Source organism: Schaalia odontolytica (genome assembly GCF_009730335.1).
Taxonomy (GTDB): Bacteria; Actinomycetota; Actinomycetes; order Actinomycetales; family Actinomycetaceae; genus Pauljensenia; species Pauljensenia dentiphila.
Window position 1 is genome coordinate 1,346,724 of record NZ_CP046315.1, and the last position, 13,725, is coordinate 1,360,448.

The window sequence follows — 13,725 nt, forward strand, 5'->3', positions numbered from 1 at the left end:
ATTTCGACGCCTTCGTATCAGTCTGAGTCTGTGAGCCTTGAATGGGGCCAGACGTGGCCCCCGCGCGATGTCTTTGTTGATCTCGCTGCGAAGCGCCGCGTGATCCCCGTGGTGCGCCGCGTGCTTGCCGACGAGCTGAGCGCGGTGGGTGTCTACCGGCAGCTTGCGCACGGCAACTATGGCAGCTTTATTCTGGAATCCGCTGAGCATGGTGGTTCGTGGGGACGCTGGTCGTTCGTCGGAGCATCGAGCGCCGGTGCGATCGTCGCGCGTGACGGACGCGCGCAGTGGATCGGTTCGCATCCTGAGGGTGCCCTGGAGGAGGGAACCTTCCTCGAGGTCGTGCACTCCGCACTGGAGGAGCTCGCCGCACCTGCGATTGAAGGACTGCCCCCACTGACGGGTGCTCTCGTCGGTTCTCTGGGCTGGGGCATCATCCCCGAGTGGGAGCCGACGCTCGCAGCGACCGCACCGAAGGAATCCGACATCCCGGATGCGACGCTCGTGCTCGCCACCGAGGTCGCCGCGCTCGACCATGCGACTGGTTCGGTTTACCTCATGGCTATCGCCTGGAACCTGAACGGCTCGGCTGACGGTGTGGATGGGGCGTACGACCGAGCGATTGAGCGTCTCGACGCGATGACCACGCAGCTTGCGGCCCCGATCGCGCCCGCGGTTTTTGGCGCCAGCGGTGCCACGCCGCCGGAGGTGCGCGAGCGCACGGCACGAGCAGATTTTGAGTCTTCCGTCAGCGCGGCCAAGCGGGCGATTAAAGACGGCGACGCCTTCCAGATTGTCGTTTCCCAGCGCCTTGACGTGTCGACGTCGGCCAGCGGCATCGACGTCTACCGGGTGCTGCGCACGGTCAACCCCTCGCCCTACATGTACTTTCTGGATCTGCCCGATGAGCGGGGCGGTCACTTTGTGATCGTCGGCTCGTCTCCCGAGACCCTCGTGAAGACTGAACGACGCCGCGTCTGGACGTACCCGATCGCGGGCTCGCGCCCGCGCGGAGCGGATTCTGCCGAGGACCATCGTCTCGCTGCCGAGCTTCTCGAGGACCCGAAGGAGCTGTCGGAGCACGTGATGCTCGTGGACCTGGCTCGTAACGACCTGTCGAAGGTCTGCGATCCTGCGTCGGTCGAGGTCTCCACGCTCATGGAGCTCAAGCGTTTCTCTCACATTCAGCACATCTCCTCCACGGTGACGGGGGTGCTGCGCGCGGACGCTGATGCGCTCGATGCCCTGGTTGCGACGTTCCCCGCAGGAACCCTGTCGGGGGCGCCCAAGCCTCGTGCCATCCAGCTGATCGATGATTTCGAGCCCGCGGCGCGCGGCGTGTACGGCGGTGTGGTCGGCTACTTCGACCTGTCGGGGGACGCGGATCTAGCGATTGCTATTCGCACTGCTTCCTTGAAGGACGGCGTAGCCTCGGTGCAGGCGGGTGCGGGTCTCGTTGCGGACTCGGTTCCTGCCCTGGAATACGTGGAGTCGCGTAATAAGGCCGCCGCGGCGGTTGAGTCCGTCGTGCGAGCGTCGACTCTCATCCCCTTGTCCTGACCCGTAGTGCGGGATGGCTGACTCGTTGGCGGCTATTTTTCGCTAGCCTAGGTGAGGATTGATCATTTCTGCCTGAAAGGGGAGCGTCGTGAGCGTTCTCGATGACATTATCGCTGGGGTCCGTCAGGACCTGAAGGAGCGTGAAGACCGCGTCCCTCTGGCTCGGATCAAGGAGATGGAGACCCAGGTCCCGGAGGCGAAGGATGCTCTCGGTGCTCTGCGTAACCGCGACGGTGCCGTCAAGATCATCTCCGAGGTCAAGCGATCTTCGCCGTCTAAGGGTGCTCTCGCAGCGATCCCGGATCCGGCAGCTCTCGCGTCGACGTACGAGGCCGGGGGAGCGTCGGTCATCTCGGTGCTCACCGAGCAGCGTCGCTTCAATGGTTCGCTCGCGGATCTTGACGCTGTGCGCGCGGCCGTCGACATTCCGATTCTGCGCAAGGATTTTATCGTCACTCCGTATCAGATCCACGAGGCGCGTACTCACGGCGCCGACCTCGTGCTGTTGATCGTCGCCGCGCTCGAGCAGAATGTGCTGGTGTCCCTGCTGGAACGCACTCGTTCGCTCGGCATGGAGGCATTGGTGGAGACGCACTCGCGACTCGAAGCCCTGCGCGCGATGGAGGCCGGTGCCTCGATCATTGGCGTCAACGCTCGCAATCTGAAGACGTTGGAAGTGGACCGCTCGACCGTTGAGCAGGTCATCGACGTGATTCCCCAGGATGTTGTCGCCGTCGCCGAGTCCGGCGTCGCGAATGCTCATGATGTTTTTGAATACGCCAAGTGGGGCGCGGACGCTGTTCTCGTCGGCGAAGCGCTCGTGACGTCGGGTGACCCCCGCGCGAGCATCCAGGACATGGTGAGTGCTGGGCAGCATCCCGCTCTGCGAACGGATCGTAAGGCTCGCGTCGCCGCGGCGCGTCAGGAAGGACAGTGATGGTTGCCGAGAACTTTGCACAAGGACCGTACTTCGGTGATTTCGGTGGACGCTTCGTCGCCGAGTCCCTCATGGGCCCCCTCGAAGAGGTTGAGGCCGCGTGGAAGCACCTGTGGCGCGACAAGTCGTTCCAGCGCCGCCTGCGCGACCTGTTCCTGAACTACGCAGGACGTCCCTCGCTGCTGACTGAGGCACCGTGTTTCGCGGCCGACCTGGGCGGTGTGCGCGTGTTCCTGAAGCGCGAGGACCTGAACCACACGGGCTCGCACAAGATCAACAACGTGCTCGGTCAGGCCTTGCTCACCAAGGAGCTGGGCAAGACGCGTGTCATCGCCGAGACCGGCGCCGGCCAGCACGGCGTGGCCACCGCGACCGCCGCTGCTCTCCTCGGCCTCGACTGCACGATCTACATGGGACGTGAGGACACCGAGCGACAGGCGCTGAACGTCGCGCGTATGCAGATGCTCGGCGCCGAGGTTATCGCCGTGACGGCTGGATCGGCGACCCTCAAGGACGCGATCAACGAGGCCTTCCGCGACTGGGTGACCAACGTGGAGACGACCAACTACATCTTTGGTACGGCCGCCGGCCCGCACCCGTTCCCGGAGCTGGTGCGCGACCTTCAGCGTGTTATCGGCGACGAGGCGCGCGCACAGCTGCTCGCCGCCGAGGGACGCCTGCCCGACGTCGTTGTGGCCTGCGTGGGTGGCGGTTCCAACGCCATCGGATCCTTCACCGCGTTCATCGATGATCCCAGCGTCGAGCTGCTTGGTTGCGAGGCAGCCGGCGATGGCTTCGACACCGGGCGACACGCAGCCTCTATTACCGCCGACGAGGTGGGTGTGCTGCACGGTGCACGCACGTTCGTGCTGCAGGAACGCGACGGCCAGACGAAGGCCTCCCACTCGATTTCCGCCGGCCTTGATTACCCGGGTGTCGGCCCGCAGCACGCGTGGTTGGCGCGCTCCGGCCGAGCCTCGTACATGCCCGTTTCTGACGCCGATGCCATGGATGCTTTCCTACGTCTGTCGCGCACGGAGGGCATCATTCCCGCGATCGAGTCCTCGCACGCCCTCGCCGGCGTGCGCGCCTGGGCCCGCGCGAAGTCCGAGGCCGAGGGCCCGTTCGCACCCGGTGAGGAGCCCATCGTGATCGTGACCGTGTCGGGTCGTGGCGACAAGGACGTGGATACGGCTTCGCGGTGGTTCGGCTACGGACAGGCGAAGCTGCAGGTCATCGACCCCAGCGCCGGCCCGTCGGGTGTTGCCGTCCTGGACGAGAACGAGGAGAAGTGACATGACGCGTGCACCCCATTCAGCTATCGCGATTGACGCCGCCCTCCAGCGCGGCGACGCTGCGCTCATCGCATACCTGCCCGTGGGATTCCCGTCGGTCGAGGATTCGATCCGTGCGGGTAAGGTCCTTGCGGACTGCGGCGTCGACGTTATCGAGCTCGGCTTCCCGTACTCGGATCCGGGCATGGACGGCCCGACCATCCAGCGTGCGACCGTCGCAGCTCTCGAACGAGGCACGCACCTCGAGGATCTCTTCCACGCGGTGGACGAGCTGACCTCGTACGGTATTTCGACCTGCTCGATGACCTACTGGAATCCCGTCGAGTGGTGGGGCGTCGAGCGCTTCGCCAAGGACTTCGCCGCCGTCGGCGGCTCCGGCCTCATCACGCCGGACCTGCCGCCCGAGGAGGGCGCGCAGTGGGAGGCGGCGTCGGACAAGTATGACCTCGAACGTATTTATCTGAGCGCTCCTTCATCCCCCGAGCATCGCCTCAAGCTCATCGCCGAGCACTCGCGCGGCTGGGTCTACGCGGCCTCGTCGATGGGTGTGACGGGTGCGCGCGCAGCGGTCGGAGCTCACGTCGCCGACGTCGTGGAGGGTACCCGCGCCGCCGGAGCCGAGCGCGTGTGCGTGGGCCTCGGCGTCTCCAACGGCACTCAGGCCCGCGAGATCGGCGCCTACGCGGACGGTGTCATCGTCGGATCCGCGCTCGTCAAGACTCTGTTCGACGAGAACATCGACCGTGGCCTGAAGGCCCTGGGCGAGCTCGCCACCGAGCTGAAGTTCGGCGTCACCGGGGTGCGCGCATGAGCGCCCTCATCGCGGCCGGTATCCCGTCGCCCTCGCAGGGCGTCTGGTACCTTGGGCCGATTCCGCTGCGGGCCTACGGCATCATCATCGCCGCAGGCATGATCATCGGCGTCTGGTGGACGGCACGCCGTTATCGCGACCGCGGTGGAAACCCGGACACGCTGTACGACGCCGCACTCTGGGCGATCCCGCTTGGCGTCGTCGGCGCGCGTATCTACCACGTCATCACGTCCCCGGATGCTTACTTCGGTCCGGGTGGTGACCCGATGCTCGCTTTCCAGATTTGGCGTGGAGGCCTCGGCATTTGGGGCGGCGTCGCCTTCGGCGCGCTCGGCGTGTATATCGCGGTCAAACGTGCGGGTGTCCGCCTCGGCCCAATCGCCGACTCCCTGGCCCCGGCTCTGCTGATCGCCCAAGCGATCGGCCGTTGGGGAAACTGGTTCAACCAGGAGCTCTTCGGCGCTCCGACGACCATGCCGTGGGGCCTCCAGATCGACACGGCGCACATGCCCGCCGGCTACCCCGCGGGGACGCTGTTCCATCCGACGTTCCTCTACGAGTGCCTGTGGAACCTTGCCGCCGCCGCGCTCATCGTGTGGCTCGACCGGCGTCACCGCTTCGCCGGGGGACAGGTGTTCGGTCTGTACCTGATGGCCTACACCGCCGGCCGGTGCTGGATCGAGATGCTGCGCATCGACGATGCGCACAGAGTCTTGGGCCTGCGCCTCAATGTATGGACGTCCCTGCTCGTGTTCGCACTGGGCGTACTCGTGTTCGTCGTCGCCGGCCGGCTTGGGCGCCCGACGCGCGTTGTCGCTGAGACGACTGCGGAACACGCGGACGAAGAAGCCCAAGACCTGCAGACTGACGCCGGTGAATCCGATGCTGACGATGTTTCGGGGACCAGCGTGAGTGAGGATGAAACTGCTGAAGAGAGCACTCTCGAGTAGTTTTCGTCTTCCTCTGTGCGGGCAATCCGTGTGCCAGCGCTCCCACCACGGGCGGATTCATGGGAATGATCACGTTAACCCGGTGTGCATCCTCCTCGTTTCAACCGTGATTGGACGGTAAACTCATACCTATGCGTCGAGCTAAGATTGTCTGCACTATCGGACCTGCCACTGAAACCCCTGAGCAGCTCCAGGCACTGGTGGACGCCGGCATGGATGTCGCGCGTATCAACCGGTCGCATGGAAAGGCTGAGGAACACACGGCCGTCATTTCGCGCGTGAGGAAGGCGTCTGCGACGTCCGGCCGAGCGATCGCGGTTCTCGTCGACCTCCAGGGCCCCAAGATCCGTCTTGAGACGTTCCAGGATGGCCCCCAGGAACTGAAGATCGGTGACACCTTCACCATCACGACCCGCGACGTTCCCGGCACCAAGGAACTCGTCGGTACGACTTTTAAGGGCCTGCCCGGTGACTGCGCTCCTGGCGACCGCCTGCTGATCGACGACGGTAACGTCGCGGTCCGCGTCGTCGAGGTCACCGAGACCGACGTCGTTACCCGCGTCGAGGTTCCCGGCATGGTGTCGGACCACAAGGGCCTTAACTTGCCCGGCGTCGCCGTCTCCGTTCCTGCCCTGTCCGAGAAGGACAAGGAGGATCTGCGCTGGGCCATCGAGCAGGATGCCGACTTCATTGCCCTGTCCTTCGTGCGTTCCGCCAAGGACATCAACGACGTCCACGTGATCATGGACGAGATGGGCAAGCGCATCCCGGTTATCGCCAAGATCGAGAAGCCGCAGGCTGTCGAGGCGCTGGAAGACATTATCGAGGCCTTCGACGGCATCATGGTCGCTCGCGGTGACCTCGGTGTCGAGATGCCCCTTGAGGCCGTCCCGCTGGTGCAGAAGCGCGCCATCGAACTCGCCCGCATTGCCGCCAAGCCCGTCATTGTCGCGACACAGGTCATGGATTCCATGATCAAGAACCCGCGCCCGACGCGAGCCGAGGCATCCGACTGTGCTAACGCGATTCTCGACGGTGCCGATGCGGTCATGCTCTCCGGCGAGACCTCGGTCGGCGCGTTCCCCATCGAGACGGTGCGAACGATGGCCGCGATCATCGAGTCGACGGAAGAGAATGGCGGCGAGCGTATCGCCTCGATCCCCGGCTTCTACGCCGACCGCGCGGGCGTCATCTGTGAGGCCGCGGCGCGTATCGCCGAGCACATGGATGCCCGCTACCTCGTGACCTTCAGCCAGTCCGGTACCTCCGCTCGTCTGCTGTCGCGCATGCGCCGCCCGATCCCGATGCTGGCCTTCACGCCGCTCGAATCGACGCGTCGCCGCCTCGCCCTGTCGTGGGGTATCCGGGCCTATCGCGTGCCCGAGGTGCAGCACACGGACGACATGGTGTGGCAGCTCGATCAGGTGGTTCAGTCTGCGCACCTGGCGGACATCGGCGATCAGCTGGTCATCGTTGCTGGTATGCCCCCGGGCATCGCCGGCTCCTCGAACATGCTGCGTATCCATGAAGTCGGAGATGAGGCCGACTACGCGATTGGCGGAACCCGCCACTCGTGAGATGCGTGAGTAGCGGGGGCGCCGGCACCAGGCCGGCGCCCCCGCACTTTTTGTCTGTTCGCGTGGACAAAACTAAATCCGTGGAATAAAGTACTCGGATACACGTTGAGACACGTGGACGCCGCACCAACGACGGCGCGGCAGTGCAGCAGATCGCTGCCCGGCGTGATCAGGAATGCCTGTGCGAACAAAGCACGTTTTCTGGCGCGCCCGAATTGAAGAGGAGAAAGAGAAATGAATACGAAGATCCGTACCGTGTCGGTCCACGACACCCTGTTTGGCCGCGTGGCCAACAACCTGGAGGTCGGCCAACTGTCACGCGCCGTTGAGCCGTGGTTCGCTGACTTCCATGACTCGAAGGTCAAGCAGGCAATCGCCGACCTTGACGAGCCGGCCCGCCGGGGCGCGGCTGCCGAGTACCTCGGTCTCGAACTGAGCGTCGTGGCCTGAGCCGCGACAAAGGGGCCGACAAGCTTTGCTTGTCGGCCCCTTGTTCGTCTGCGATTTTGCTGTATCAATTTGTGCTACGCACGTCGCATACGTGCTGAATTGCCGGTACCATTAGGAGCACGTACTCCACTGGCGGTACCCCGAGTGGGATTCGAACCCACAACAAGCCGGGTTTGAGCCGACCGCCTCTGCCAGTTGGGCTATCGGGGCTTCGCGTGTGCGTGTCCCACAATAGAGCAGCTGAGCAAACCGATCAAACTGAGGAATATGACAATGAGTGAAGAGCAGGCTGAACCGCGTCGCGTCCTCGTCGCAGAAGACGAGGGGTTGATTCGTCTCGATATCGTTGAGACGCTGACCCAGGCGGGGTTCGAGGTCGTTGGCGAGGCTGCCGACGGTGAGGAAGCTGTCGAGCTTGCACTCGAGCTCGAACCCGATCTGTGCGTGATGGATGTCAAGATGCCAAAGATGGACGGCATCACCGCAGCAGAGAAAATCCTGCAGGAACTGTCCTGCGCTGTTGTCATGTTGACGGCTTTCTCCCAGACGGAGCTCGTTGAGCGTGCGCGCGACGCCGGCGCGATGGCATACGTCGTGAAGCCCTTCAGCCCTGCTGACCTGATCCCCGCCGTTGAGATCGCTCTGTCGCGTCACGCTGAGATCGAGTCGCTCGAGGATCAGATCGCCGATCTGTCGGATCGCTTCGAGACCCGAAAGCGCGTTGACCGCGCGAAGGGTCTGCTCATGAAGAATATGGGCATGAGCGAGCCTGAGGCCTTCCGCTGGATTCAGAAGACATCGATGGATCGTCGTCTGTCCATGCGTGAGGTTGCTGACGCGGTGATCAACCAGGTCGACGACTGAGTCATAGACGAGCGAATGGGGAGGGGCAATTGCCCCTCCCCATTGCTGTGTTCTGGCAACTCAGTCGTGGCTCGAACGCACCAGGATGCGGTTCGCCACGCGGGCGATGGAGATCAGTCGGTCGGCCTCGTCGCGAATCTCCACGGTGTGGACGGTCGAGCTGCGGCCGAGGTGAACGGCGGTCGCGGTCGCAGTGATAATTCCCTCGCGTCCTGCACTGATATGGGAGGCGTTGAGTTCAGTCCCGACGGCGTAGGCCTGCTTGCCCGGGTTGGCTTCACGCGCATGAATTTGTGCTGCAAACGACGCCGCAGTCTCCGCGAGGGCAGCGGATGCCCCACCGTGGAGGATTCCGGCGCTCTGGCGGTTTCCGTCGATGGGCATGGAGATCACGGTGCGTGACGCGCTGTGCTCCAGCACTTCCATGCCGGTCGCTTCCATGAGGGTGCCGGGCCAGTGGGCGCCGACCCAGCCGCCCCGTGCGAGCGGATCGGGTGAGGAAGAATGCGTGTGTTTCGTCTGGTGCTCGTGTGTCATGGCATCTAGGGTGGCATGTGTGAGTGACACTGTGCTGATTATTGACGGCCATTCGATGGCTTTTCGTGCGTTTTATGCCCTGCCGCCGGATAGCTTCGTGACGGCTACCGGCCAGCACACGAATGCGGTTTACGGCTTCGTTTCAATGCTGACGAGGCTGTTGGAAACCGAGCAGCCGACACACGTTGCTGTCGCTTTCGATGTGTCCAGACACTCATTCCGTACCGAGGAGTACCCGGAGTACAAGGGGACGCGCGACGCCACGCCCGAGGAGTTCAAGGGCCAGGTCGAGCTAATTCGCGAGGTGCTCGATGCGATGGGCATCGTGTCGCTCTCACGCGAGGGTTTCGAAGCGGACGACATTCTCGCGACGCTCGCGTACCGTGCCGGCAACGATGGTGCGACGGTCCTTGTTGTATCCGGTGACCGCGACTCCTTCCAGACGGTGACTGACAACGTCACGGTGCTGTACCCGGGCACGGGTCCCGGCGATCTGCGCCGCATGACTCCGCAGGCGGTGGAGGAGAAGTACGGCGTGCCACCGCACCGCTATCCCGAGATTGCCGCAATCGTGGGTGAGACCTCGGATAACTTGCCCGGCGTTCCGGGTGTCGGCCCGAAGACTGCCGCGCAGTGGATTAACAAGTACGACGGCCTGGACAACCTTTTGGCGCGGGCCGACGAGATCGGTGGAAAGCGCGGAGCGGCCCTGCGTGAACACATGGACGACGTCGTGCGCAACCGCCGCCTCAATCGCTTGCTCACCGACATGGACCTTGAGGTGTCGCCCAGTGATCTGGCGCGCCGCCCCACGGATGTCGCCGCCATCGATCGGCTCTTTGATTCTCTCGAATTTGGTCGTCTGCGCCAGAAGGTGCGCGAGGTCGCTGGCATTGGGATGGGGGAGGGGCACGTCGATGAGGCTCCCGAGGCTGTGACCGAGGTGGAGATCTCGGTGGCCCTCGCGGATGCTTCCTGCGACATTGCCCAGTGGGCTCGCGCTCACTCGACGCTCGCCGTGCTCGTTGAAGGCGACATGCGGCCGACTCGCGGCGATGTCACCCGCCTTGTCCTAGCCTCTGACAAGGAGGCACTCGTGATCGACCCCGTCGAACTGAGCCCCAAGCAGGAGGAAGCACTCGGCGAGGTGCTCGCGACGGCCTCGTCCCTCATCGTGCACGACGCGAAGGGTGCGCGTCATGCTCTCTCCTCGCGCGGCTGGACTCTGGGCGGCGTCGAGTTTGACACGATGCTGGCGGCGTACCTCGCGCATCCCGATCAGCGCTCCCACAAGCTGGAGGATGTGCTCTCGCGTGTGCTTGGCGTCGTGATCGAGGAAGGGGAGGGTGACTCTGAGGCTCTCTTTGATCTCGGTGACATGGGAGCTGGCCCGAGCGCCGCCCAGGTGCGCGCCGGGAAGTTGGCCGCCTACCTTCACCCGCTCGCCTCGACTCTGCGCTCGCGCCTGGAGGAAAGCTCCGAGGCCGCGCTGCTCACCGACATGGAGATGCCGCTGTCGGTTCTGCTTGGTCAGATGGAAGACATCGGCATCGCCGCGGACACGTCCGTGCTGAACGGTCTATCCGACGAACTCGGCAAGGCCGTCGACGCCGCGCGCGAGGGCGCGTGGGCTGCCGCCGGCCGTGAGGTCAACCTGTCGAGCCCCAAGCAGCTCCAGGAGCTCCTCTTCGACCACTTCGGCCTGCCTAAGACGAAGAAGACGAAGACCGGGTACACGACGAATGCCGATGCCCTGGCGGACCTGCACGCGAAGACCTCCGACGAGGGGGGAGCGGGGCACGACTTCCTCGGGTTCCTGCTCACCCACCGCGACCGCATCAAGCTCAAGCAGATGGTCGACTCCCTGTCCGCGACCGTCGCCTCCGACGGACGCATCCACACGACCTTCTCCCAGGTCGCCGCGGCCACGGGGCGCCTCGCGTCCTCCGATCCGAACCTGCAGAACATTCCCGCGCGCAGCGCCGATGGTATGCGTATCCGCGGGGCCTTCGTCGCAGGTGAGGGATTCGAGTCGCTCATGAGCGCCGACTACTCGCAGATCGAGATGCGCCTCATGGCGCACCTGTCGGGGGACGAGGCACTCATCGAAGCGTTCAACTCCGGCGAGGACCTGCACCGCACGATGGCATCGATGGTGTTCGGAACGCCGGTCGCCGAGGTCAGTGCCGAGGAGCGCTCGCGCATCAAGGCAACGTCCTACGGCCTCGCGTACGGCCTGTCCTCCTACGGACTCGCCGCCCAGCTCGGCATTCCCGTGCCCGAGGCCGCCGCCCTGCGCGACCGCTACTTCGAACGCTTCGGGAAGGTGCGCGACTACCTTGAGGGCCTGGTCGCCCAGGCGCGAGCAGACGGGTACACCCAGACGATGTTCGGGCGCCGCCGCTACCTGCCCGACCTGCGCTCGTCGAACCGTCAGCGGCGTGAGATGGCCGAGCGCGCCGCACTCAACGCGCCCATCCAAGGCAGCGCTGCAGACATCGTCAAGATCGCCATGATCAATGTCGTCGACGCCCTGTCCGAGGCCGGCCTGAAGTCGCGCCTCCTCGTGCAGATCCACGACGAATTGCTCGTTGAGGTCGCGCCGGGCGAGGCGGCCGCCGTCGAAGCGATCGTCCGCGACAGGATGGCGACGCCCGTGGAGCTCTCCGTTCCGCTCGATGTTGCTGTCGGAGTCGGGCGGTCCTGGCAGCTTGCGGCTCACTGACCGGCGTGGCGACGCGACGCACACCACGGAAAGTGTCGCCATATTCGTCACATTTGCCAGTTAAAGGCTGCTAAACTAGTTCACGGTGTCTGGGGACAAGTGCATCCGCATTCGTCTCGGGACGCCGGAACTGTCCATCTACTATCCAGTCCGTTTCGGAGAAACTACTACATGACCACCAACACGCCGCAGGTCGCTATCAACGACATTGGTTCGGAAGCAGACCTGATCGCAGCCATCGACGAGACCATCAAGTACTTCAACGATGGTGACATCGTCGAGGGCACTGTCGTCAAGGTCGACCACGACGAGGTCCTCCTTGACATCGGCTACAAGACCGAGGGTGTCATCCTCTCTCGCGAGCTGTCCATCAAGCACGACGTCAACCCCGACGACGTTGTCGCCGTGGGCGACCAGATCGAGGCGCTCGTCCTCCAGAAGGAAGACAAGGAAGGTCGCCTCCTCCTGTCGAAGAAGCGTGCGCAGTACGAGCGCGCGTGGGGCCAGATTGAGAAGGTCAAGGAAGAGGACGGCGTCGTTACCGGTACCGTCATCGAGGTCGTCAAGGGCGGCCTGATCCTCGACATCGGCCTGCGTGGCTTCCTGCCCGCCTCCCTCGTCGAGATGCGTCGCGTCCGCGACCTTGCCCCCTACATCGGTCGCGAGATCGAAGCGAAGATCATCGAGCTCGACAAGAACCGCAACAACGTGGTCCTGTCCCGCCGCGCATGGCTCGAGCAGACCCAGTCCGAGGTCCGCACGAACTTCCTGCACACCCTGCAGAAGGGCCAGGTGCGCTCCGGCGTCGTTTCCTCCATCGTCAACTTCGGCGCATTCGTCGATCTCGGTGGTGTCGACGGCCTGGTTCACGTCTCCGAGCTGTCCTGGAAGCACATCGACCACCCGTCCGAGGTCGTCGAGGTTGGCCAGGAAGTCACCGTTGAGGTTCTTGACGTCGATATGGATCGCGAGCGCGTCTCCCTGTCGCTCAAGGCCACCCAGGAAGATCCGTGGCAGGCATTCGCCCGCACCCACGCCATCGGCCAGGTTGTCCCCGGCAAGGTCACTAAGCTGGTCCCCTTCGGCGCGTTCGTCCGCGTCGAGGACGGCATCGAGGGCCTCGTCCACATCTCCGAGCTGGCTCAGCGTCACGTCGAGCTGCCGGACCAGGTCGTCAAGGTTGGTGAAGAGGTCTTCGTCAAGGTCATCGACATCGACCTTGAGCGTCGCCGCATCTCCCTGTCCCTCAAGCAGGCCAACGAGGGCGTGGATCCGACCTCCGAAGAGTTCGATCCTTCGCTCTACGGCATGGCTGCCGAGTACGACGAGAACGGCAACTACAAGTACCCCGAGGGCTTCGATCCGGAGACCCAGGAGTGGATGGAAGGCTTCGACGCTCAGCGCGAGGCTTGGGAAGCCCAGTACGCCGAGGCTCAGGCTCGCTGGGAGGCCCACAAGGCTCAGGTCCGCAAGGCCCTCGAAGAGGACGCCGAAGCGGCTCCCTCCATCGAGGAGCAGGCCTCCTACTCGACCCCGGTCGACAACGAGGGCACCCTTGCTTCCGACGAGGCCCTTGCTGCCCTGCGTGAGAAGCTGACGAACAACTGAATCAGTCTTTGTGACTGACCTTCAACTCGTCGGTTCACGCACGTGAACGCATGAGTGGTGGTCCCCAGGTTTCCTGGGGGCCACCACTTTTGCTGTTTGCCGCTCCGCCAGATTTCCGGCCGCCGTGCGGGCGTTATGTTGGGGCCGGGCTGCTTGGTGTGCCCGTGGGCGGCGGCCCGCCCGCGAGCCGTCCGCGCCGCGAGCTTTGCTCGGCGCGTCGTCTCGAAGCCCGGCCAGGCCCCGCCACCGCCCACGGGCACCGCAGCCAGGCCCCGCAGGCCTCGCGGCGGCCTCCAATCGGGCGGCCTAGTTGCTCAGCAATGTCGCACGTAATTCCGTTGGATCTGTTTCAAATACTGAAGACGTATCGTTGGAGTTGTAACGTTTTGATAGGGTCTCAAAAACTGACCT

The 13,725-nt window shown here is 64.3% G+C and carries 11 protein-coding genes and 1 tRNA gene; 10 read left to right on the forward strand and 2 right to left on the reverse strand.

Annotated elements, in window-relative coordinates:
• Positions 1-30 precede the first annotated feature (30 nt).
• The 7 genes from FOC40_RS05810 (at position 31) to FOC40_RS05840 (ending at position 7,580) form a co-directional block, all read left to right on the forward strand.
• Positions 31-1,560: a chorismate-binding protein gene (locus FOC40_RS05810; RefSeq protein ID WP_003796584.1), complete on the forward strand. Its 1,530-nt coding sequence runs from the start codon at positions 31-33 to the stop codon at positions 1,558-1,560.
• An 88-nt stretch (positions 1,561-1,648) separates the two neighbouring features.
• Complete coding sequence (gene trpC / locus FOC40_RS05815) at positions 1,649-2,497, forward strand: indole-3-glycerol phosphate synthase TrpC (protein WP_003796586.1); 849 nt, start codon at positions 1,649-1,651, stop codon at positions 2,495-2,497.
• Positions 2,497-3,792, forward strand: coding sequence for a tryptophan synthase subunit beta (gene trpB, locus FOC40_RS05820; RefSeq protein ID WP_003796587.1), 1,296 nt, complete (start codon positions 2,497-2,499; stop codon positions 3,790-3,792). Before trpC ends, trpB begins: the two co-directional genes overlap by 1 nt.
• A gap of 1 nt (position 3,793) precedes the next feature.
• Positions 3,794-4,603 carry a tryptophan synthase subunit alpha gene (gene trpA, locus FOC40_RS05825; protein ID WP_003796589.1) on the forward strand — a complete coding sequence of 270 codons (810 nt, stop codon included), beginning with the start codon at positions 3,794-3,796 and terminating at the stop codon, positions 4,601-4,603.
• Positions 4,600-5,553 carry a prolipoprotein diacylglyceryl transferase gene (gene lgt, locus FOC40_RS05830; protein ID WP_003792479.1) on the forward strand — a complete coding sequence of 318 codons (954 nt, stop codon included), beginning with the start codon at positions 4,600-4,602 and terminating at the stop codon, positions 5,551-5,553. Before trpA ends, lgt begins: the two co-directional genes overlap by 4 nt.
• A 131-nt stretch (positions 5,554-5,684) precedes the next feature.
• Complete coding sequence (gene pyk / locus FOC40_RS05835; RefSeq protein WP_003796590.1) at positions 5,685-7,130, forward strand: pyruvate kinase; 1,446 nt, start codon at positions 5,685-5,687, stop codon at positions 7,128-7,130.
• Positions 7,131-7,364: 234 nt separating this feature from the next.
• Entirely contained in the window at positions 7,365-7,580 is a 216-nt protein-coding gene (locus FOC40_RS05840) for a hypothetical protein (RefSeq protein ID WP_003792476.1), read from the forward strand.
• A 136-nt stretch (positions 7,581-7,716) separates the two neighbouring features.
• Here the strand turns inward: FOC40_RS05840 and FOC40_RS05845 are convergent.
• Positions 7,717-7,790 (reverse strand) — tRNA-Leu (locus FOC40_RS05845).
• Between the two features lie 63 nt (positions 7,791-7,853).
• Here FOC40_RS05845 and FOC40_RS05850 point away from each other — a divergent pair.
• Positions 7,854-8,444: an ANTAR domain-containing response regulator gene (locus tag FOC40_RS05850; protein WP_007588074.1), complete on the forward strand. Its 591-nt coding sequence runs from the start codon at positions 7,854-7,856 to the stop codon at positions 8,442-8,444.
• 60 nt (positions 8,445-8,504) lie between these two features.
• Here the strand turns inward: FOC40_RS05850 and FOC40_RS05855 are convergent, their stop codons facing one another.
• Complete coding sequence (locus FOC40_RS05855) at positions 8,505-8,981, reverse strand: PaaI family thioesterase (RefSeq protein ID WP_003796593.1); 477 nt, start codon at positions 8,979-8,981, stop codon at positions 8,505-8,507.
• On the opposite strand from FOC40_RS05855, the gene polA reads away from it, so the two are divergent.
• Positions 8,980-11,706: a DNA polymerase I gene (polA, locus tag FOC40_RS05860; RefSeq protein WP_003796595.1), complete on the forward strand. Its 2,727-nt coding sequence runs from the start codon at positions 8,980-8,982 to the stop codon at positions 11,704-11,706. The genes FOC40_RS05855 and polA overlap by 2 nt on opposite strands.
• Before the next feature lie 171 nt (positions 11,707-11,877).
• The gene (gene rpsA, locus FOC40_RS05865) at positions 11,878-13,314 is read left to right on the forward strand and encodes a 30S ribosomal protein S1 (protein WP_003792472.1); all 1,437 of its coding nucleotides are present in this window, start codon (positions 11,878-11,880) and stop codon (positions 13,312-13,314) included.
• Positions 13,315-13,725: the final 411 nt, after the last annotated feature.